Origin of the sequence: Plantactinospora mayteni (assembly GCF_016862935.1) — a bacterium.
Classification (GTDB): Bacteria; Actinomycetota; Actinomycetes; order Mycobacteriales; family Micromonosporaceae; genus Plantactinospora; species Plantactinospora mayteni.
The window spans coordinates 393,748-414,655 of record NZ_BONX01000004.1; the positions used below are offsets into that span (position 1 = coordinate 393,748).

The 20,908-nt window shown below is 70.1% G+C and carries 19 protein-coding genes; 15 read left to right on the forward strand and 4 right to left on the reverse strand.

The window, feature by feature from the left end:
• Positions 1–376: 376 nt before the first annotated feature.
• The 4 genes from Pma05_RS05115 (at position 377) to Pma05_RS05130 (ending at position 3,521) form a co-directional block, all read left to right on the forward strand.
• On the forward strand, positions 377–1,147 hold the full coding sequence (locus tag Pma05_RS05115) for a thioesterase II family protein (protein WP_203856095.1): 771 nt from the start codon (positions 377–379) through the stop codon (positions 1,145–1,147).
• On the forward strand, positions 1,144–2,457 hold the full coding sequence (locus Pma05_RS05120) for a condensation domain-containing protein (protein ID WP_203856096.1): 1,314 nt from the start codon (positions 1,144–1,146) through the stop codon (positions 2,455–2,457). The genes Pma05_RS05115 and Pma05_RS05120 overlap by 4 nt, the downstream gene beginning before the upstream one ends.
• Positions 2,454–3,155 (forward strand): SDR family oxidoreductase, encoded by a 702-nt coding sequence (locus Pma05_RS05125; protein WP_203856097.1) that lies wholly within the window; start codon positions 2,454–2,456, stop codon positions 3,153–3,155. Before Pma05_RS05120 ends, Pma05_RS05125 begins: the two co-directional genes overlap by 4 nt.
• Positions 3,156–3,236: 81 nt before the next feature.
• Positions 3,237–3,521 (forward strand): acyl carrier protein, encoded by a 285-nt coding sequence (locus Pma05_RS05130; protein ID WP_203856098.1) that lies wholly within the window; start codon positions 3,237–3,239, stop codon positions 3,519–3,521.
• Here Pma05_RS05130 and Pma05_RS05135 read toward each other — a convergent pair.
• The 3 genes from Pma05_RS05135 to Pma05_RS05145 form a co-directional block, all read right to left on the reverse strand.
• Positions 3,511–4,551, reverse strand: coding sequence for a MupA/Atu3671 family FMN-dependent luciferase-like monooxygenase (locus Pma05_RS05135; RefSeq protein ID WP_203856099.1), 1,041 nt, complete (start codon positions 4,549–4,551; stop codon positions 3,511–3,513). The two genes, Pma05_RS05130 and Pma05_RS05135, sit on opposite strands and share 11 nt — an antisense overlap.
• A gap of 117 nt (positions 4,552–4,668) precedes the next feature.
• A complete protein-coding gene (locus Pma05_RS05140) occupies positions 4,669–4,932 on the reverse strand; it encodes a phosphopantetheine-binding protein (RefSeq protein WP_239311702.1) in 264 nt (87 codons plus the stop codon).
• Between the two features lie 46 nt (positions 4,933–4,978).
• Positions 4,979–5,227 (reverse strand): acyl carrier protein, encoded by a 249-nt coding sequence (locus Pma05_RS05145; protein ID WP_203856100.1) that lies wholly within the window; start codon positions 5,225–5,227, stop codon positions 4,979–4,981.
• 276 nt (positions 5,228–5,503) lie between these two features.
• Between Pma05_RS05145 and Pma05_RS05150 the strand changes: the two genes are divergently transcribed.
• The gene (locus Pma05_RS05150; RefSeq protein ID WP_203856101.1) at positions 5,504–7,015 is read left to right on the forward strand and encodes a class I adenylate-forming enzyme family protein; all 1,512 of its coding nucleotides are present in this window, start codon (positions 5,504–5,506) and stop codon (positions 7,013–7,015) included.
• Positions 7,016–7,168: 153 nt separating this feature from the next.
• Positions 7,169–8,059, forward strand: coding sequence for a beta-ketoacyl-[acyl-carrier-protein] synthase family protein (locus Pma05_RS05155; RefSeq protein WP_203856102.1), 891 nt, complete (start codon positions 7,169–7,171; stop codon positions 8,057–8,059).
• Between the two features lie 19 nt (positions 8,060–8,078).
• Here Pma05_RS05155 and Pma05_RS05160 read toward each other — a convergent pair whose 3' ends face one another.
• Positions 8,079–8,861 (reverse strand): class I SAM-dependent methyltransferase, encoded by a 783-nt coding sequence (locus tag Pma05_RS05160; protein WP_203856103.1) that lies wholly within the window; start codon positions 8,859–8,861, stop codon positions 8,079–8,081.
• A gap of 374 nt (positions 8,862–9,235) precedes the next feature.
• On the opposite strand from Pma05_RS05160, the gene Pma05_RS05165 reads away from it, so the two are divergent.
• From Pma05_RS05165 to Pma05_RS05205, 9 genes are all read left to right on the forward strand, one after another.
• Positions 9,236–10,099 carry a 2OG-Fe(II) oxygenase family protein gene (locus tag Pma05_RS05165; protein ID WP_203856104.1) on the forward strand — a complete coding sequence of 288 codons (864 nt, stop codon included), beginning with the start codon at positions 9,236–9,238 and terminating at the stop codon, positions 10,097–10,099.
• Positions 10,100–10,211: 112 nt separating this feature from the next.
• A complete protein-coding gene (locus tag Pma05_RS05170; protein WP_203856105.1) occupies positions 10,212–11,549 on the forward strand; it encodes a condensation domain-containing protein in 1,338 nt (445 codons plus the stop codon).
• A gap of 66 nt (positions 11,550–11,615) precedes the next feature.
• Entirely contained in the window at positions 11,616–12,125 is a 510-nt protein-coding gene (locus tag Pma05_RS05175) for a GNAT family N-acetyltransferase (protein ID WP_203856106.1), read from the forward strand.
• Between the two features lie 39 nt (positions 12,126–12,164).
• Entirely contained in the window at positions 12,165–13,073 is a 909-nt protein-coding gene (locus Pma05_RS05180) for a fatty acid desaturase family protein (RefSeq protein ID WP_203856107.1), read from the forward strand.
• Positions 13,073–15,604 carry a pyridoxal-phosphate dependent enzyme gene (locus Pma05_RS05185; protein WP_203856108.1) on the forward strand — a complete coding sequence of 844 codons (2,532 nt, stop codon included), beginning with the start codon at positions 13,073–13,075 and terminating at the stop codon, positions 15,602–15,604. Before Pma05_RS05180 ends, Pma05_RS05185 begins: the two co-directional genes overlap by 1 nt.
• Before the next feature lie 14 nt (positions 15,605–15,618).
• Positions 15,619–17,142, forward strand: a complete 1,524-nt coding sequence (locus Pma05_RS05190; protein WP_203856109.1) for an amino acid adenylation domain-containing protein — start codon at positions 15,619–15,621, stop codon at positions 17,140–17,142.
• Complete coding sequence (locus Pma05_RS05195; RefSeq protein ID WP_203856110.1) at positions 17,139–17,405, forward strand: phosphopantetheine-binding protein; 267 nt, start codon at positions 17,139–17,141, stop codon at positions 17,403–17,405. The genes Pma05_RS05190 and Pma05_RS05195 overlap by 4 nt, the downstream gene beginning before the upstream one ends.
• A 128-nt stretch (positions 17,406–17,533) precedes the next feature.
• The gene (locus Pma05_RS05200; protein ID WP_203856111.1) at positions 17,534–19,027 is read left to right on the forward strand and encodes an N-acyl-D-amino-acid deacylase family protein; all 1,494 of its coding nucleotides are present in this window, start codon (positions 17,534–17,536) and stop codon (positions 19,025–19,027) included.
• Positions 19,024–20,898 carry an FYVE zinc finger domain-containing protein gene (locus tag Pma05_RS05205; RefSeq protein ID WP_203856112.1) on the forward strand — a complete coding sequence of 625 codons (1,875 nt, stop codon included), beginning with the start codon at positions 19,024–19,026 and terminating at the stop codon, positions 20,896–20,898. Before Pma05_RS05200 ends, Pma05_RS05205 begins: the two co-directional genes overlap by 4 nt.
• Positions 20,899–20,908 lie beyond the last annotated feature (10 nt).

Below are 20,908 nucleotides of genomic sequence, written 5' to 3' on the forward strand. Positions count from 1 at the left end.
TCCCTGCACGGGAAAGTATCGACGGAAGCTACGCGCTTCATGTCGCGGTTTTCGGGGACCGAGCGCCCGGCGGGCGGGGGCGTCGACAGCCTGGCCGGACCGCCACGAACAACGTCACCGGGCACCGGCGTCCAGGGTTTCGACCTAGGTCTGCAACCGGATGCGGCTGTCCCGGCGCCACGGGCACGATCAGCGCGGGCCTACCAGCCGGCACTGTCACCGGATCTCGGGACATGCTGCCGCAGCGGTGAAGAGCCAGGCTGCAAGGGACGTAGCGGTTCGGATCAGGCGTCGTCAGAAGGGTGCGAGCGGTGAACGGCAGCAGGTGTCCCACCATCGTTGCTGGCCTGCCGGCCTCCTGTCCCGGAAAACCGGCTTGCTGAGCACGGCGTGGCTGCGGCGGTGTGGCGGCAGCGACCGGCCCGGCCTCAGACTGATCTGCCTGCCGTACGCGGGCGCGGGCGCGGCGGTCTTCCGCGAGTGGCGGTTGCCCGACGAACTCGGGGCCGACGTGTGGGCGGTACAGCTTCCCGGGCGCGAAAGCCGGTTCCGGGAACCAGCTCCACGCAGAGTCCAACCCGTGGTGGACGCGTTGGCGGGTGAGCTGCATCCGTTGCTGGACCGGCCGTACGCGCTGTTCGGGCACAGCATGGGCGCCCTGCTGGCATTCGAACTGTGTCGGCGACTGCGCCGGGACGGGGCACCGCAACCCGTACGGTTGCTGGTCTCGGCGTACCGGGCGCCGCACCTGCCGGCGTGGCGGCCCGCGGTGAGCACCCTGCCGCAGCCGCAGTTGCTGACCCGGCTCGCCGAGATGGCTGGCCAGTCCCGGTCCGCGGTAATGGATCCGGACCTGCTGACGGCGCTGACACCCATGCTGCGCGCCGACTTCGAGCTTTGCGAGACCTACCGATACGTCCCCGACGACCCGCTCGACATGCTGATCACCTGTTTCGCGGCCGTCGACGATCCAGAGGTACGGGTCGACGAAATGCTCGGCTGGCAGCGGCACTCCACCATGGACAGCCAACTGCATCCGTACTCGGGCGGTCACCTGTTCCTGCTGGACCACCGCGCCAGCGTTCTCTCCCGGATAGCGATGGAGTTGGCGCCGTTGTCTGGCGCTGGCCGACGAGGCACCACATGAGCGACGTCGGCGACGTGCCCTCCTACGCCCAGGAACGTCGGGTACGCACCGTCTGCGCCGCGCGGCAGCATGGACACCAGCCGTCCGGGAAGACGCTCGCCCTCGCCTGTGTGCTTCCCGAGCGCGCCGACATCGCCGCGTTGGAGGAGGCGGTCGCCGGCTTCGTCGCCCGGCACAGCGCGTTGCGGTACCGGTTCCGACACCGAGACGGAATGGTCACCGTCCGACGGGTCACACCCCGCCCGATCCGCTGTGCGGTCACCGAGGCCGAGTCACCGCCCAACAGCGTCGAAGCGGTGGAGCAACTCGTCCGCGCCGAGGTCGACCGGCCGTTCGACGTGCTCGGATGGCCGCTGCTGCGGGCCGGGGTGATCCAGTCCAGCCGGCCGGTGTTCCACCTGTCCATGGACCACCTGGTCGCCGACGGCTGGTCGCTGACCGTGGCGCACCGCGACATCGAAGCGCTCTACCGGGCCGCGGTCACCGGTAGCCCCGCCGACCTTCCCGAGCCCGGTGACTTCGCCGCGTTCGCCACGGCGCAGCGCCGCCGGTACACCGAGGGTCCGGCGCTGGACCAGCAGGTCACCGCGGTGCAACGACTGCTCGGCGGACGGCCGGTGGAGCCGGCGTTCCCGGTCGACGCCCGCCCCTGGGACCTGGCCGCCGGCCGGTACGTCCGGATCGACCTGCTGGATCGCGCCGAAGCCGAGGCGTTCACCCGGCGGTGCCGCACCGTGCGGGCCACCGCGTTCATGGGAGTGCTCGCCGCGGTCGGCACAGCCATGCACGAAGCCACCGGCCAGCAGGAGGTCGGCATGCTGGTGGCGATGCACAACCGCGACACCCCGCCGGTCGCGGGCAGCGTCGGCTGGTACGCGAACATGCTGCCGCTCTACTTCCCCGCCACCGCTCGGTTCGACCACACCCTGCGCTCCACCCGGGCCGCGCTGCTGGCGGCGATCGAACATCACGAACTGCCGATCGCCCGGGTGCTGGACACCACCCCGGCCGGACACTACAGCGGCGCCGGTGACCAGTACCCGCTGTGTTTCGTGTCCTTCAGCGACGACCGGACCATGGGCCCGACCGGGACGGCAGCCGGACCGCAGGGTGCGGGCGACGGCTGGCAACGCGTCCATCTGGCACCGGCCCACCGGCTCGGCTACGGCATCTGGATCTCGCTCACCGACACCGGGCTACTGGCCGTGGTCGCCTCGCCGCGGAGCCTGGCGAGCCGCGACCACCTGGCCGCGTTCGAAACCACCCTGGCCGACGTGCTGCGCCGGGTGGCCACCGAGGAGGTGCGATGAACACCCGGGTGGCCGTGGTGACCGGCGCGAACCGAGGTCTCGGCCTGGAGATCGTCCGTCAACTCGCCGCCCGGGACCTGCGGGTGGTGTTGGCGAGCCGCTCGGTCGAACGAGGGGAAGCGGCAGCCGCAGGGCTCGGCGACGTGGCCGACCGGGTCACCGTGGCGCCGCTGGACGTCGCCGATACCACCAGCGTCACCGATTTCGTCCACTGGCTGCATCGGCACTTCCGCCGCTGCGACGTCCTGGTCAACAATGCCGCCGTCGCCATCGACGGCGGGCAGGACGCCAGCACGGCCAACCTCGACGTGGTGCGGCGCACCCTGGAGACGAACCTGCTGGGCGCCTGGCTGCTGACCCAGGCCGTCGTGCCGGCAATGCGGGCCCGGCGGTACGGTCGCATCGTCAACCTCTCCAGCAGCGTCGGCCGGCTGACAACCATGGTCAGCGGCATCCCCGCGTACCGGGTCTCCAAGACCGCTCTGAACGCGTTGACCCGGATCTTCGCCGACGAACTCGCCCCCGACGGGATCCTGGTCAACGCCTGCTGCCCGGGCTGGGTACGGACCGACATGGGCGGCCCGGCGGCGACAGTCCCGGTCGCGGAGGCGAGTGACACCCCGACCTGGTTGGCCACGCTGCCGCCCGACGGGCCGACCGGAGGTCTCTACCGCGACCGCCGCCTGCTCGCCTGGTGAACCGGTCATCCCATCCCGACGACAAGCCGCATCGCCGACGACAAGGATCCGCTGATGTCACACCCTGACCCGGCACCACAGGTGTCCGCCGAGGTCGTCGACCACATCACCGAGCGCCTCGTGGCGATCTGGCGGGATCTCACCAAGGTGCCGGACATCGACGCCGATACCGACCTGTTCGACATCGGCGCCACCTCACTCACCGCGGTACGCATCAGATCCCGCGTCCGCGCCGAGCTCGGCAAGGAAATCGAGCTCGTCGACCTCCTCGAACACCCCACTCCCCGCGAACTCGCCGCAGTCGTCGCCACCGCCGAGATCTGGCATGGCCAGACCTGGCAGCAGCTGGACTGGTCTAGCGACTGACCGGACGGACAGCGAGCTCGGCCAGGCGTACCAGGGTCTCGGTGACCTGGTCGGGGCGGAGGCCGAAGTCGACGAGGCAGGCCACTTCGTCGACGCCGATGCCGGCGAGATGGTGGAGACGGTCCAGGACGGCCGCAGGGTCGCCGACGAGGCCGCGCTCGGTGGCATACTTGCGGGCCGCGTACCGGGCGAGGGTGGACTTCTCCTCCTCGGTGAGCGCCTCCTCACCACCCGAGTGCGGCCGGTCGGCCAGGTCGAGGAACTGGCTCTGGTAGGCGAGGAGCGGTTCTTCGACCGCGGCCATGGCCTCGCGGGTCGTCGCCGCCACGCAGGTGTGGACCATCAGCGTCACGTGCGGAGCACAACCTGGTTCCCGTGCGGAGTACGCCTCCCGGTAGATGCCGATGTTCTCCACCAGCTGGTCGGTCCGTTGCTGAAGGTAGGCGGTGAGGACGTTGCAGCCGCGGCGGCCGGCCTCACGGAAGGTCGCCGACCCGGACGTGGCGGTGAGCCACAGCGGAACGGCCGGCTGCAACGGCACCGGATAGGTCCGCACCCGTTCGGGCCGGTCCCCCACCGGAAACCGCACCTCCTCGCCCCGCCAGAGGGCCCGCAGCGTGTCGATGGTGTCGAGCAGGTGCTCCCGCCGGTCGTCGAAATCGCACTGGCCGAGCACAAAGTCACCCCGGTTCCAGCCACTGGCCAGCGATAGTCCGATCCGGCCGTTGGACAGCGAATCGACCAGCGCCCACTCTTCGGCGACCCGGGCGACGTGGTGCAACGGCAGCACCACGCTGCCCGCCCGGATCGCGATCCGGCTGGTGCGGGCCGCCAACGCCGCGGCCAGCACCGCGGGGTTCGGGAACAGCCCACCAAACGGGTGGAAGTGGCGTTCGGGAATCCAGACCGCCTCGAATCCCAGCCGCTCCGCCAGCGCGGTCGTGGTCAGAATCGACTCGTACCGATCCGGAACCGGCCCGGTGTCGGCACTGGAGAAAAAGAAGACACTCAAACGGGGAATCCCGGTCATCTGGACTCCTTCCGGCCGGATGCCCGGCCCGCCTGTGCTCGCACCGTCCATGGGTGCGATGTGGTTGCGCCAGTCGCCCGCGGATTGCTGTTCGGCCCGTGGGCTTCGGGAACGGTCCTATGACTCGTTTGAAGCGCCGACTTTCGTCAGCATGTCCCACCAGGCGCCGGGCGAGGCGAAGGACGTCAGCGTCAGCAACTCGTCGGGGATCGTCACGTCGAAAGTGTCCTCCAAATCCAGCAACAGGCTGACGGTTCCCAACGAGTCGAGCCCGTGCTCCGTAAGGCTGAGTTCGGGCGTCAACGGCGTGTCCGCGCCCAGCAGGGGCAGATAACGACGCAGCACGCGCTCGAAGTCAGCGGACCATTCGATACGACTCAAGTGCGCGACCCCTCGGTTTCATGGCTGAGGTAGCCGGTCGGGCCGGTCACCGCAGTACCGATCCGGGGTCGCCCGTCCGGATCACCTCGGCCATCTCCCCCGGCGTACGGCATTCGAAGAGTCTGCCGATCGCGATGTCGATCCCGACCGTGTCGCGCAGGTGCGTGGCGACTTTGACTAGATGAATGGAGCGGATGCCGAGCCGGAGCAGGTCGGTGTCGATGGCGATCGGGTCCGTCGGCAGCACCGCCCGCCAAGCTTGCACGACACTGTGGAGCAGTTCGTCATCCGTCACGCCAGCACACCCGAACAGCGTTTCCTGACCACGGTCGGATCCTCCCTTTCGAAGGCCCCGCAAGCGGCACCGCGAACGGCACCGGGGACGGCTGGCGCGTGCCCCGCCTTGGTGGTTGCGGGACCCGGCGATGAATTGCGCAACGACAACATAGCCGTCCCGTCACCGCGCCACCAGCGTGCGGGGACCGTGACCGGTCGGGTGCCCGCCGACCGCGCCCCGGAGCCGCAGGCCGCGAATATTGGCACGGACAATTGACCCTGCTAGGGTCACCCGGTGGTTAGCCGATCAATAACTGTTACCGAACGTATTGACAGATTAGCTGATCTGCATCCGAATAACGTGGCCGTCACCTTTGTCCGGCCGGATGGAACCGAGCGGTGTCTCACCTGGTCACAACTGACGCGCGAGGCCGATGTCGCCTATCGGGCACTGCTCGCACTGCGCCTCCGCCCGGGATCGCTGGTCTGCGTCCAGCTTCCTGCCGCTCCGGAGCATGTCGCGGTGACGCTCGGGGCGTGGCGCCTCGGGGCCACGATGTTGGCACTGGATCCGCGCATGCCTCAGGCCGAACTCGATCGACTGGTCGGCGTTGCCAAGCCGGCACTGCTCGTCGCGGCTCGGCCCTCCCCCGCCTGCCCGTCCGTCACCGTTGCCGAGTTGCTCGGTGGGAAGGAGCCCTCCCGGTCCCCGGAGGCTCCCGTCGGTGGGACAGGCACCGCTGCCCCTGCGCTGCCCCGCTCCGCACACACGACCGGAGGAACGACCGGACATCCCCGCGTCATCCTGCGCCAGCACCCCTGGGTGTACAGCTCGGACCTACGGTCCCTGCCGGACGATCGCGAATTCGGGGTGGGCCTCGGCGAACGTCAACTGGTGGCGGTCCCACTCCACCATGTGGGGTTCACCCGGCTCTACCACGGGCTGGCGCTCGACCACCACGTCGTCGTCATGGAAGCCTTCTCCCCCGGCCTGGCGCTCGAACTGATCCACCGGCACAGCATCAGCTACTTCCTGGTCGTCCCGGCGATGATGCGGCTCATCCTCGACTGCGTCGCCGACGCGGACCTCTCCAGCGTCCAGACCGTCCACATCTCGTCGGCCGGATGCCCGGAACCGGTGATCCGGGCGTGGATGCGCCGATTCCCGCCGGAGCGGGTGTGGTACACGTACGCCATGCAGGAGCGGCTGGGTTCGGTGTGGATCCGCGGTGACGAGTGGCTCGAACACCCGGGCTCGGTTGGTCGCCCCCGCACCTGTGAGGTGCGCATCGAACGCCCGTCCGGTGAACTCGCCCGTCCGAACGAGGTCGGTGAGATCTTCATCCGGGGCGAGTATTCGCGACAGCCGCGCTACCTCGGGTCCGGGCCGAGACTGAAGGAGCACGACGGGTTCCTCAGCGTTGGGGACTTCGGGCATCTGGACGAGGACGGTTATCTCTACGTGCTGGGGCGCCAGGCAGAGATGATCAACGTGGGCGGCGTCAAGGTCTTCCCTGCCGAGGTCGAGCAGATCCTGCTCCAACATCCCGGCGTGACGGACGCGGCGGTCGTCGGCCGGCCTGAACCGTACCTGGGCGAGGTCGTGCACGCCCTGGTGGTGCCACGGGCGCCCGCGACCAGCTCGCTCGAATCGAGTCTCATCACACTCTGCCGTGGACAGCTGGTCGAGGAGAAGGTACCGATGTCGGTGGAGGTGATGGCATCCATTCCCCGCACGTCAACCGGGAAACTGCGCCGACGCGATCTCGTGCCGGGGCGGGTCTTCAGTGAACCTCTTTCCACCTGAACCGCGCGGCGCGCACGCACCGCGTCCGACCTTTCGGTCCGCCGGACGGCAAGGGGAGGTTGAAAACCGTTCAGTGCCAACGTAACGGGCGCCCGTTCCGGAGAGCGGTCGCTGGACAACTGACGAAGCCGGTCGCGGTGGAAAGGAGAAGGGGTGAACGCCTACCTCAGCGTGCTCGGAGTATCCCTGGGTGTCCGGACGCCGATCACCGAGGTACCCGACATCGTGACCGCCGGACACCTTGATGTCCTCCACGCGGAAGGTCTGGCGTTCTGCCGGGTGACGAACCTGAACGCCATGGAACTCGCCGCCTCCGTCACGCCGGGCGCTCCCGGCGGCCCTCCGCAGGTCGCACCCGTGGACCTGGCGTTGGTGTGCACCGACTCGGCGGACCACCCGGACATGACGCGTTGGCTGGTCGACTACCAGTTGCTCACCGGGCTGGAATCCACGCGAACCATCCTGGTAAGCGGCTCGGCCTGTGCGAACACGATAACCGCCATGGATATGGCACGGGGGTTGCTCGCGTGCGGGAGCGCACGCCGGATCCTCGGGGTGACCGCGGACCGGGCAGCATCCAGCCGCTACCTGGCCAGCGGGCAGTCGGTGCTCAGCGACGGTGCGGCCTCCTGGCTGATGACGAGGACCCCGGGTCCGCGGTCCTTTGAGCTGTTGGGCGTCACCGGGGAGACCCGGTGCCTGCGGACGACGCATCCGCTGAGCCAGGCACGATCCCTGATCCGCGCCGTCCAACAGGGCTACGACCGGCTCCGGAACGACCTGGACCAGCCCTCCCGCTATCTGGTCCTTCCCCATCTCGGGAAGTCCTCGCGTGATCTGCTGACCATGGCGGTGGGGTCCGGACCGGACCGTCGGTACGACGCACCAGTCGCCGACCTGGGGCACTGCTTCGCCGCCGACCCCCTGCTCGACCTGGCCCAGATGCAGCAGGAGGGGGCACTCGACGACGGTGACCAGGTGCTCGTCGTCGCCTCGGCCGCGCACACCGCGTGGCTGGCCGCGCTCAGGTTTGCCGCCAACTGACGCCCGTCGGGTGGTTCGGTCAGTCCAGGGTCGGGTCCCGGACCGCCTCGAACAGCGTCCGACATTCTCCCGATTCGCTGCTCCCGCAGGGGCACGGTGGCATGGTGACCCCCGGTGCCACCCGGCGTAGCCCGGCGCGCCGGAGTTGCGCCTCGACCTGGTGGACGTCGAAGTGCCGAGCCGTCAGGTCCTGGGCCACCCGCCGCCAGCCAGCACCGTCCCGGAACGCGCCGCTGATGCGGCGCGTTCCCGCACCGGTCGTCTCGTCCCAGGCGCCCCGCTTCACCATGATCATGTCGTCCTCGTCCGCCACCGAGACGCGGTTCCAGTGTCGGAAGTGCGGCGCCTCGAACAGATCGAAGACGAATCGACCGCCGGGGCGCAGTGCGGCACCCACCCGCTCGAAGGCGATCAGCAGCTGCTCCATCGTCAGCAGATGGTTGAGCGCACCGTCGAGGCTCACGACAGCGTCGACCGGATCGCCGAGCGCCAACTGCACCGCATCGGACTGCACCAGACGGAGACGTCCGGACCGTAGCGCGGGCGCCAGTTTGGCCCGTGCGCGTGCGAGCATTGCGGCCGAGAGGTCGACCCCGACGAGCGTCCAGCCCGCACGCAGGAAGACGTCGAGCGTTTCTCCGGAACCACAGCAGAGATCGAGCAGTGAACCAGGTCCGCCATGGCATCGAGACAGGTACCTCTCGAGATCCGGCGAAAAGTTCCGGACCCACCCGGTGTAATGACGCTCGAAGAAAATTGCATAGGGAACGTCGTAGACGGACGATCCGGATGCCGACGGCAACCGTCGGCTCTCGTTGGAGTCCTGCGCTGTCCCGACCACGGCTGGATCTTATGCCCCCGACACGGAGACGTCCCGGACGCGGACCCGGACGCCATGGACAACCGACTGCGGCGTCCCGCGTGGCGGCTCCGGCTGTTCAACTGCGGAGGCTCCGCAGTTGAACAGCAGCGCTACCGCCGGACCGTACACTCCCCCGTACGATGCGACGGCGGGAGATCCTCACCAGGAACGTCATCGTCCCTGCCGAGCCGAATGACACGTCAGGAGATGCACCGCTCCTATCCACACTGTCGCGTCGGGTCATCTCCCGGCCCGGGGTTGACGACGGGGCGTCGTTACGACAGGTGAACTGGGCAACGACTCGGAGGGCAGGAATGACGCTGACCGAGGTGGACTACCGAGCGCCCGGCGCGGGCCCAGAGTTCGACCGGTCGCTGCGCAGGACCGGATTTGCCGTCCTGCGAAATCCGCCGATCGACCCGACCCTCGTACCGACCATCTACCACGAATGGTTGGCCTTCCTCGACAGCGATGCCAAGTTGGCGTACGCGATGGATTCGGGCCGAGTGGACGGATATCTGGCACCGCCGCCGCCCGGTCCCATCAACCGCGACCGCAAGGAGCTCTTCCACATCTACCGAGACGGTCGCTATCCGGCCGAGGTTTCCCCCGCCGGGATGCGCTATTTCCGGCAGGCCCACGAACTGGCGCGCACCCTGCTCGGCTGGCTCGACCTGCACGGCGACCCGCAGGTCACCAGGCGGTTCCCGATGCCCACGGCGGGAATGATCGACGGTTCGGAGGCCACGGTGCTGCGCGTCCAGCGGTATCTGCCGCAGCCGGCTGGCACCCCGGGCGGAGTTCCCCGCGCGCTCGCGCACACCGACATCAACCTGGTGACGCTCCTGCCGACCCCCAGCCGGCCCGGTCTCCAGATCCTCGTCGACGACGAGTGGACGGACGTGTGCGCGGAACCGGGATCGTTGGTGGTTCAGGTGGGCGAGATGCTCGAGGCGGTCAGCGGTGGTGCCTATCCCGCCGCGCTCCACCAGGTCATGCCGGAGCCCTCCGGTGCGGGCGACTCGCGGATCTCGATGCCGCTCTTCGTCCATCCGGCCGACCACGTGCGGATCCTGCCGGATCGTACGGCGGGCCAGTTCCGGCACGACCGGCTCGCGGAACTGCGCGCCCAGAACTGGGTGGCGGTCGCCGGTGGATCCGCCGCGACCGCCGCCTGAGGCCGGGACGCGATCGCACCATGGAGCCGGCCGAGTGAGCCTCTCCCCACCTGAACCGCACGGCGCTCACGCAGCGCCGCTGACCTTGCGGCTCGCCGGACGGCAAGCGGAGGTGGAAAGGGGTTCCGGGACTGCCGGAAGCGGCACCTTTCCACTGTCCCGGTCGCAGGCACGGCTGTTCCTTGCCGAGCAGTTGCTACCGGGGGCCGCCGACAGCATGTTCATCCAGGCGTACCGGCTTCGCGACCCGTTCGACGCGGACCGGATGGCGGCGGCCGTGCGGGCCGTCGTCGCGCGGCACACCGCTCTGCGTACCGTGCTGACGTGGGACGGGGACGAACCCGTGCAGCGGGTGCTGGCGGCCCGGGACGTCCGGTACGACATCGAGGTCAGACACGTCGCGGCCGTCGAGGATGGGCCCGAGGCGGTCGTCGATCGTCACCTTGCCGACCGCTGGCTCGTCGACCGGGCCTGCCGCGACTGGTGGGACACCCCGTTCGACCTGGCCCGGCCTCCGCTCCGCAGCCGCGTCCTCCGGCTGCCCGACGGTCGCCACCTGCTCTGCCTGTGCTTCCACCACATCGCCGCCGACGGGTGGTCGGGACGCCTGGTGGCGGCTGAGATCGGTCGCGCCTATCGCGGTGGCGAAGCCGCCCTGTCCGGGCAGGTACCGGGATACCTGGACTACGCCCGACACGAGCGGGCGCACCTTGCCGAGTGGGCCACCGCCGACCTCGCCTTCTGGCGATCCGCGCTGGCGTCACCCGGTTCCAGGTTGCTGGCTCCGGATGACGTGACCAGCGAGGGAATCCGGTTGGACCACATGCGCCCGCTGGCCCGACCCGTCGCCGAATCCTTCCTGGGCCGGACGCGGCGCGCGCGCCTGGCGCTACTGCTCCACCTGGCGTCCCGGACGCTGGCGGAGGTCTTCGACGAACCCGACCGACTCTGCCTCGGGACGATCGCCTCCGGCCGCCTCGATCCCCGCTTCCGGTTCACCGTCGGACCGTTCGTCAACCCGGTCGCGGTACCGATCGAACCGGACCCGCCGGCCGCGAACGACCGAGGGGCGGCCGGGCTGGCCAACGTGACGGCGACCCTGGAACAGTGCCTGGCGCACTCCCGAACGCCGTTCGACGAGATCGTCCGGTTCGCTGGCGGCCCCGGGCTGGCCCCACCGTTCACGGTCATGGTGTCCCTGCACGACTGGACCAGCGCCTCGACGCGGTCGCACGCGGTAGACGTGACCGCGATCCGGCCACCCGCGCCACGTACCTCGGCCAGCCTGATGCTGGAGGCCGTCGTCGAGCCCGACCGTACGGTGGCAGTGCGGGGGCGGTGGCGTGCCGGCGCGGTCGACGGCGACGTGGTCCGCGCGGTGGTCGAGCGGCTGACCACGAGTCTGGCGACCCGGTGCGCACCGGGTCGACCCGGGCGGACGACGGCGTAGGCAAACCCGCACACGGGTCACCGGAGGCGATCGATGCAGCCATCTCCAGCGGAGAGTCAACCCGCCATGCCCGTTTCCGTCCTGCTGCGCGTGACCCCCGAGCAGGAACTCGATGCGATGGTGCGCGCCGAGGCCCGATCCGACACACGGCGCTGGCTCGGTGACGTGTCGGTCGGTTGGCACCGTGCGCAGCTTGCCTCGCCGGACACCGAACACCTCTCCATCGTCCGCGAGGAGACGACGGTGGGCTTCGTGGTCCTTGCCGGGCTGACCAGCCCGCATCGGAGCATCGAACTCCGCCGGGTCATGGTCTTTCACCGCGTCCGTAACCGCGGGGTGGGCCGATCCGCGATGGTCGCCCTCCTCGACCGGGCGTTCGGGGTGCACGGCGCGCACCGGGTCTGGCTCGACGTGAAGCCGCACAACAGCACCGCGTTGCGCCTCTACCGGTCCGTCGGTCTGGTGGTGGAGGGAGAGTTGCGGGAGGCCATGGCGGAGCCGGAGGGCGGGTTCACCTCACTGATCGTCATGGGAATACTCGACAGGGAATGGGCAGCACGGAGAAAGATGTATTGAACACTTTGGCCCCACCACGCCTGAGGTTATGGTGCCGCAATGGAGAGTGAGCTGAAGCGTACGTACGCGAGGCGGTCCGCTACCCGGCTGGCAGTAACCCTCACCGCCACCCTGAGTCCGGTCGCCATCGGGCTGCTCCGTCCTGATCTACTCGCGTCGGTCTTGATTGCCCCGCTCCTCGCCCTTCAGGTCATCGGATTGACCGGGGTGTCGAACGCGGCTCACGAAAGCGTGCACGGTCACCTTTTCCACCGAGTCGGTGTGGACCGTTTCTGGGGCCGATTCCTGCACGGACTCCTGCTACTCAACCACGATGTTCACCGCCGCTACCACTTGACTCACCACGCATTCCTCGGCACCGGTGCCGATACCGAAGAGGTGTTCGACTTCGACGACCTCACGTCCCGTGAGGGGTACGTCCGGCGAGTCGTCCGCTGGTCACTGCCGCCGAGCCCGCTGCACCTGCTCAACTGGAAAGAGGGCGTCGTCGCCGTCGCGGGCCGTCCTGGGAGTCTCGGAAAGCCGATCAGGTCGAATCGGGCCGCCGCCGGGTTTGTCATGCCCGCGCTCGTTATCGCGGCGCTCGTCACCTGGACCATGCTCGATCCGGTCTCGGCGATCCTGGCCGGCTTCCTGCCACTGCTGGTGCTCTTCCCGTTGTACACCTACCTGACAGCGCTGCCCGAGCACTTCGGTCTGCCCCCGAGTCCTGACGGAATACCCGACACTCGCAATGTGCGTACCTGGCCGGTGTTGCAGTACCTGTTGTGGAACTTCAACCTCCATGCGGTACATCACGCGTACCCGAACCTGCATTTCAGCCTCCTGCCAGCCAGTCTCGACAAGGTGGAGGCCCCTACCGCCGACGGCTACCTGCGCTTCCACACCGACGTGATCCGGGCGATCGGGAGCCCGGCCCCCGTCCCCGAAGTCCTTGGTGTTCGGTAGTGGCAGCCATCGACCCCGTCGTAGAACTCCTCCCCGACGCGCTGGCGCTCGTCGGCGCCCGGTTGAGTCGCACCGAGGTACGCGACCTGGACTGGTTGGGCCCGTTCGCCAACCGGTCTGTTACGGCAAAGCTGGAGAACCACCAGGTGACAGGCTCGTTCAAGGTCCGCGGAGCGCTCTTCGCGATGTCCCGGCTGCCTCGGGATCGCGCTCTGGTGGCACCGTCGGCCGGCAACCACGGACTCGCGGTGGCCTGGGCCGCGGCCCAGCTCGGGATGACGGCGGACATCGTACTGCCGGAGAACGCCAGCCCACTCAAGCGGGAACGGATCCTGCGACTGGGCTCCGGTGTCGTGGAAGCGGGGTCCACGGTCGAAGCGGCGGAGGCCGAGGCGCGACGGATCGCCGAGGAAAGCGACCGGACCTATCTCGCGCCCTTCGACGACCCGGCTGTGATGGCAGGACAGGCGACGGCCGTCGTGGAGTTGCTGGAGCAGCGTCCGGGGCTGTGCTCCCTGCTGATCCCGGTCGGCGGCGGCGGGCTGCTCGCTGGCGCGGTCGCCGCCCGCGCGTATCTCGGCCTCGACGCGCTGGCCATCGTCGCCTGCGAACCAGAGGCGTTCGCCTCGCTGGCCGCCAACGTGACGGCGGGGCGGCCGGTGCGGCTTGGCCGGCGCCCCACCTTCGCCGACGGTCTGGCGACCAACATCGGCGCCGGGTCACGGACGGTCGAGATCGCGGTCGAGGCCCGCAACCTCACCTTCTGCGCGCTGAGCGAGGAGGAGATCGCGGCCGGATGCAGCGCCCTGTTCAACCGGGAGTCCCTGCTGGCGGAGGGCGCCGGGGCCGTCGGGGTGGCCGCCGCGTTGCGCGCTGAGGAGCTGGGATTGGGCGAGGGCCCGATCGGGACCCTGGTCTGCGGCGGTAACGTCCACCACACCACCTTCTGGCAGATGACCGCCGTCGACCTGTCAGACCAGCGACTCGCCGCGCTCGCCGACACGATGGGACGCACCGTGGACGCGGAGCCGTCGCGGCGGTCGTACGCGCTGCCGCCGGTGCGTACCGACTGGGGGTCGTGGGAGACACCGGACGTCGAAGGCAACCAGCTCGACCTCACCCGTCACCTGCTCGACGAGGTCACGAAGTACACCGTCACGACCGCCTCGATGCTCGACGACCTGGAGGTACTGGCGCGGGACCACGCGCTGCCCCTGGAGGAGCCGACGCTGGGCCTGGTGCGTGCGGTCAACGCACAGGTCCGGTCGGAGTCCGGGCAGCCCTGCCCCGACACGATGGCGACCGGCGAGCAGCGGGTACGGGCGCTGAGCCAGCTCGCGGTGGCGGCCCGCCTGGCGTTCGAGTGGCGCTCCCCCGGCTACGACCAGTCGGCCGCGCTGTCCGCCCTCGACCTCGGGGCCCTCGGCTCGCCAGGAGTGAACTACGCCCGATACGAGCAGCCCGGCGTCGCGCGGATCGAGCGGCAGATTCTCGGGTTGTGCGGGCTCGACCCGAGCACGCACACCGTCCTGCTCACCAGTTCGGGCATGGCTGCCTTCGCGCTGCTGTGCGGCACCCTTTTCGGTCACTCCGGCGTCCGGTCCGTGCTCACCGCGCCCTACCTCTATTTCGAGGGCGAAGAGATGCTGTCGTCGTGGCTGGGCCGACGCGCGGTCGTCGCCGGGTCCTACGACGCCGCGGCCATCGCCGAGCAGGCCCTGGCCACCGGATCGGATGCCGTCTTCGCCGACCCGCTGGGAAACCACGCCGAGCAGCGGATGGTCGACGTCGAACTGCTGGCCGAGCTGCTCTCCCGGCGGGACGACCCGCCGTGGCTCGTCGTCGACGGGACGATGCTGCCGGCGGCCACGGCGAGGGCACTGACCGCGATGTTGCCGGACCACGCGGCGTACTACGAGAGCTGCTCGAAGTATCTACAGCTCGGTCTGGACATGGCGATGGCGGGCATGGTCGTGGTACCCCGGGCGCTGGAGGCCAGGGCGCGGCGGGCGCGGCGCAACCTCGGCCTCGGCCTCGACCGGTACGCCGCGGAGTTGTTCCCGCGTTTCAGCCCGGAGCAGTTCGAGCGCCGGCTGCGCGGGGCGGAACAGTCCGCCCTGCGGGTGGCGCGGGGCCTCCAGAGCGGGCTGCCGGCAGACCGGTTCACAGTCCGGTTCCCCGGTCTTCCGGAGCATCCGGACCACGCGCTGGCTCGGCGGGTCGGCCGGACCGGCTCGAACGTGACGGTCATGCCGTTGGTCGAGCGCGCCTCGCGCGACCAGCTCGAACCCGTGGTCGACGAGGTGCTCCGCAAGGCCCGATCGATCGGGTTGCCGCTGGTCAAAGGCGTCTCGTTCGGATTCCTGACGTCTCGGCTCTCGGCGGCTTCCGCGATGGCCGAGGGAACACCACCCTTTCTCAGACTCGCCGTCGGTCCGTGCACTCCGGATGCCGCGGATCTCCTCGCCAAAACGGTCCTGAGCGTGCTGGCCTCGGTCTGGCGGACCGAGCCGGAGTTGGATGTCCGATGAGGATCGAATGTCTCGTGGCGTCTCACGTGCGCCAGCGCCCGGAGGCTGTCGCGGTCCGGGACCAGCAGGGTCGCGCACTGTCGTACGCCGAGCTGTGGCGGCGTTCGGGCCGCCTCGCGGCGGCCCTGAACCGTCGCGGAATCGGCCGCGGCGACATCGTGGTCATCGCCCTGGACCGCAGCCTGGAGCTGGTCGAGGCCGTCCTGGGTGCGGCACGCAGCGGGGCGGCGTACGTACTGCTGGACCCGGTGTCGCCACCACTGCGCAACGCGCACATCGTGGCCGACGTGCGGGCGGCAGCCATCGTGGAGACCGCGGCGCCGGCCCCGTGGCGGCCGGCGAGCGACGTGCCAAGGATCGTGCTGCCACTGGACGGGGACGACGATCCCGACGGCGACGATGCCGGATCTTTCGATGCGGCGGACCTTGCGGTCGGGGACGACGACCTGCTGTACGTGGCCTACACCTCCGGTTCGACCGGTCGGCCGAAGGGGGTGATGGCGAGCCATCGCGCCGTCACGCACTTCGTCGCCGACACCGCGCTGGTCGAGTTGACCCCGAGCGACACGGTGGCCTCGCTCGCCAGCCCAGCCTCCGACGCGACAACCTTCGAACTGTGGAAGCCGCTGGCCTCCGGTTCGACGATCGTCGTACTCCCGGCCATCGCCGAGCTGACGGTCGAGGACTGGGCGCCGCTGATCGAGCGCTCGGGCCTCTCGGTCATGTTCGTCATGCCCGGCCTGCTCGAACTGGTCGCCCGGGAGCAGCCGGCGGCGTTCGCCGGGCTCGATACGCTGGTGTTCGGTGGCGAGGCGCTCGACCCCGGTACGGCGAGGCGGGTGTGCGAGGCGGGGAAGCCACGCCGCCTCGTGCTGGGCTACGGGCCGACCGAGACGACCGTCTTCGCGACGTCCTTCGACTGCACCGCCGAGTCGATCGCCCGCCGGGACCGGATTCCGTTGGGCACCGCGCTCGACGGCTACGACCTCGCCGTGCTCGACCCGGGACTCCGCGCCGTGCCGTCCGGGGAGACCGGCGAGCTGTGCATCGGCGGAAGGGGCGTCGCGGACGGCTATCTCGCCCAGCCCCACGTCTCGGCGGAGCGGTTCGTCGACCACCCCGAGTTCGGCCGGATCTACCGGAGCGGAGACCTCGTCCGGCGCCTGCCGAGCGGTGATCTGGAGTTCGTCGGCCGGCTGGACCGCCAGGTCAAGATCCGCGGCTACCGGGTGGAACTGGAAGAGGTCGAACGATCGGTCCTGGCCAGCGGACTGGTGATCTCCGCGGCCGTCGAACGAATCGAGAGCCCGGCCGCCGCGTACCTCGCCTGCTATTTCGTGCCGCTTCCGGGTGCGGCGCCGGAGAACCCGGCCGTGGCGCTCGCCGCGGCGGTCGCCACCCGGTTGCCCGGTTACATGATCCCGGCGCGCTGGATCCCGTTGCCGCAGATGCCCAGGAACGGTATCGGCAAGATCGATCGGGCGGCGCTGCGCGGCCTGCCGTCGGCTGATCGCGCTGCGGCGGAGCCGAGGCCGTGAGCGTCGTCGGCGGCCCTGCGGACGGGACGGCCCTCGCCGCGGTGGTCACCCTCGTCCGGGACCTGCTGAAGGACCCGGAGATCAGGCCGGAGGACGACTTCTTCGCGGTGGGCGGTCACTCCCTGCTCATCGTACGGATAATCCGCAGACTTCAGATCGAGCACGGGTTGGTGCTGGACGCGCGCGCCTTCGCGGTCAACGCACAACTCGCGGCGCTGGCCGAGGCGTGCCGCGCCGTGCCGTCCGAGGACGTGCTGCGGTGAACCAGGCCGACGATGCCCCCGTAGGCCGGACGCACGATCTCGTGATCTCGCGCGGGTTGGTCGTCGACGGGACGGGCCGCCCGGGCCACGTCGGCGACGTCGGCATAGTCGGGGACACGATCGTCGAGGTGACGACGGCGCCGGGCCGGTTGTCGGGCCGACGGGTCCTGGACGCCACGGGTCGGCTCGTGGTGCCCGGTTTCTTCGACATCCACTCGCACGCCGACCTATCCCTGGTCCTGGACCCCCGCGCCCACAGCGCACTGTTGCAGGGCGTCACCTCCGTGGTCACCGGCAACTGCGGCTACGGCGCCGTGCCGCCGGGTGGCGGCCAGGTCGAGCTCGCGGCGAACGCACCTGGCGGCCGGGTGTCCGACCCGGGGGTACCGGCATGGCACAGCTTCCCGGAATACCTGGAAGTGCTGGCGTCCGGCGGTACGGGCATCAACGTCTTTCCGCTCGTCTCCCACGCGATGCTGCGGCTGGCGGTCGCGGGCTTCGCGCCCCGCCCGGTCACCGACGCCGAACTGGCGGAGATGACCGCCATGCTCCGGGATGCCATGCAGGCGGGCGCCGCCGGATTCTCCACAGGTCTCGAGTACGCGCCCGGCTGTTACGCCACCGCCAGAGAACTCGGGGCGCTCGGCAAGGAGGCGGGCCAGTACGACGGCCTCTACGCGACGCACTGCCGCAACCGGACCGAACACGTCGAAGGCGCGGTACGTGAGGCGACGAGCGTCGCGCTCGCCGGAGGGTGCCGGCTACAGCTGTCACACTTCGTGCCACGGCCGGCGTGGCCGCACCGCGACGCCCACGAGCGTGCGCTGGAGCACTGCCGGCGGGCGCCGGTCCCGGTCCGGTTCGACGTCTTCCCCTTCTCGCACGGCCCGACCCCACTCGCCAACGTGCTGCCCGGCTGGGTACGCGGGGACGGTCCGGTTGCCGCCGGCCGTCGGCTGGCCGATCCCCGACTACGAAAGGAGATCGTGGCGCAGCTGGATCCCAGGTTCGTGGAACTGGTCCACAGCCGGCATGCGGCGCAGACGTACGTGGTCTGTGACGGCCGGGACGGGACGTCGGTCGGACGGACGCTCGCCGATCTGGGTCGGGACTCCGACGGGTTGACTGCCGCGCTCGACCTGCTCGGCGCGGCAGGTCCGGACCATCGGGAGGTCACGGTCCTGGAGCCCTGGGCGACCGCCGACGAACTGGACCGGGCGCTGCTGGCGGAGGACTACTACCTGATGGGTGACGGGATCACGGCCGGGTTGGACGGACCGGTCGCAGGTCGCATCTTCTCGCTGTCCGACTGGGGCTGGGCTCCCGCCGTGCTGAGCCGGTTCGTGCGCGACCGGAACCTCCTCTCGCTGCCCGACGCGATCCACCGGATGACCCGTGCACCGGCGCGACAGGCAGGGGTCCGTGATCGAGGCTCGATAGAGGTCGGGGCCAAGGCCGATCTCGTCGTGCTCGACCTCGCCGCGATCGAGGCCAACTTCGATCCCGCGCATCCCGGCCGGCAGCCGTCCGGAATCGGCGAGGTACTGGTCAACGGTACGGTGGTCGTGGCCGAGGGCCGGCCGACCGGAAACCTCGCCGGACAGGTCGGGCTGGCGCGATGACGGGCACGGCCCAGGTCGCCATCCTCCGCTCGGTTCGGGGATACCTGTCGGCCGCCGAGCGCTGGACGCCCGGTGACCACTTCCCGGTGCTCGCGGGCCCCCCGTTGGAGCGCTACCGGGCAATCCAGCCCGATCGCCGGCTGCCTCGGGTGGTCGCGACGAAACGGGCGGGCCGGGTCGTCTCGATCGGCGGCCCGGTCAGTCGGGCCGCTGCCCGCCTGCTCGCCGTCGCCACCGCCCGGCCGCACCGGCATGTCCCCGCCCAGGAGTTGCTGGGTGAGCTCGCCAACGAGCCTGGGTCACTGTCGGCCGTCGTCGGACTGCCGGCCGAGTTCGCCCTGGTCGGGGACTGGCCGGGCCGCGACGGCGTACCGGTCGGGATACTCACCGCGCGCAGCCCCGCGGCACTGTCCGGCCTGATCTACCGCAGTCTCACCGTGGAGGCCGGCGTCGAGGACAGGACGTTCGTCGCCTCCCACCCCCTGCTGCCCGGCGCGGCCGAGGCCGACGCCGCGTCGTTCGCCGAACTCGGACAGCTGCGCGAGCGGCGGGCGGCGCTGGTGATGCTCAGCGGGCAGGGGCGGGAATGCTGTACCAGTCTGCTGGACGGCATGATCTGCGGTCGCGCCCGACCGCTCGGTGTCCCGCTTCCGCTCGTGGCGGGAGAACGGGCGACGCCCTGCGTCTCGGGCGCCGGCTGTTTCCGTACCGACCTGACCCCGGCCGACCTGCTCCCGGCCGCCGAGATCCACGCCCGCCTGGTGCTCGTGCAGAGCTGTTCGGCCATCGCCGTCGGGACCAACGCCTACCCGGCAGCCCTGTCGGTGACGCTCGGGCTGCTGGACGGCACGGCCGTGGCGATCGTCGGTGCCCTCGGCGTACATCTCGCCGACCGCTACGTGCCCGGGCGGCTCCAGGACGCCCTGGCCGAGGGAGTGCCCCTCGGCGAGATCGTGGGCCGGTTGAGCGAGGCCGGTGGCGGAACGGCCCTTACCCGGTTCGGGTTGCTCGGGGATCCCGCGCTGGTACTGCCCGCTCCCGCCGCCCTGGCGGCGGTACGGCGGGACGACCCGGCGCGCTCGACAACGGTGATCACGGCGTTGATCGGGTTACGAAAAGCTCTGGATCGCCTGGACCGGTTGCGGTGGCTGGACGTGGAGTTGCCGGACGACGCCGTGGCGGAGGTCCGCAGCCGGATGCGCCGCCTCGGTGAGGATTCATCGGCGGTCGAGGCGCCGGCACAGCTCGCCGAGCTCTCCGACGCCCTCGGTTCGGTGCAGGTCGAGGTGGTCGACCGGCTGGTGGCGCGCATCCACGGTCCTGGCTGGGACCCCGGCTGGCGGTCCCGGGGCTTCCGGCAGGTGCGCAGCCGGTTGACCAACTGCCCCGCCTGTGGACGGCAGATAGCGGCCGACGTGGTGCTGCGGCATCCGGTCGAGCCCGCGTTGCACCTGCGTACCCTGCAATGCCGCCGCTGTGGTGACGTCTGGTGGACGACCGGTTCGCAGCTTCCACCGATCGAGATCGCCGGCCCCCTCGACCTCCGCGTCCGGCGGTACGCGCGGGTTCCCTTCGTCCGCGAGCTGGTGAGCCGGACCCCGGACGAGTTGAGGGTGACCGTCGGGTACGCGTTCCGCCGACGCAAGAACCTCGGACTGCCGCCGGGGTCGGTCACCTCGTGCGTCGTGCCGCCGTACGGCCGGTACCAGCTGCGCCACGAGATCGACCTGGTCACCGACGGACCCCCCGCCGACACCCATTCCATGCTGGTGGTGGCACTGTCCGGCGGTGTCCTACAGACCGCCACCGCGATGATGCAGTTGACGGAGAGGCCGAGCGGGACGACCCCGGACGGGGCGGAGCTGCCATGAACGCGACCAC

What these genes read in the sequence shown, in the direction of transcription:
- Pma05_RS05135 (WP_203856099.1), bottom strand. Translation starts at nt 4,551, where the DNA reads ATGACCGGGATTCCCCGTTTGAGTGTCTTCTTTTTCTCCAGTGCCGAC.
- Pma05_RS05120 (WP_203856096.1), top strand. Translation starts at nt 1,144, where the DNA reads ATGAGCGACGTCGGCGACGTGCCCTCCTACGCCCAGGAACGTCGGGTA.
- Pma05_RS05125 (WP_203856097.1), top strand. Translation starts at nt 2,454, where the DNA reads ATGAACACCCGGGTGGCCGTGGTGACCGGCGCGAACCGAGGTCTCGGC.
- Pma05_RS05175 (WP_203856106.1), top strand. Translation starts at nt 11,616, where the DNA reads ATGCCCGTTTCCGTCCTGCTGCGCGTGACCCCCGAGCAGGAACTCGAT.
- Pma05_RS05205 (WP_203856112.1), top strand. Translation starts at nt 19,024, where the DNA reads ATGACGGGCACGGCCCAGGTCGCCATCCTCCGCTCGGTTCGGGGATAC.
- Pma05_RS05180 (WP_203856107.1), top strand. Translation starts at nt 12,165, where the DNA reads ATGGAGAGTGAGCTGAAGCGTACGTACGCGAGGCGGTCCGCTACCCGG.
- Pma05_RS05165 (WP_203856104.1), top strand. Translation starts at nt 9,236, where the DNA reads ATGACGCTGACCGAGGTGGACTACCGAGCGCCCGGCGCGGGCCCAGAG.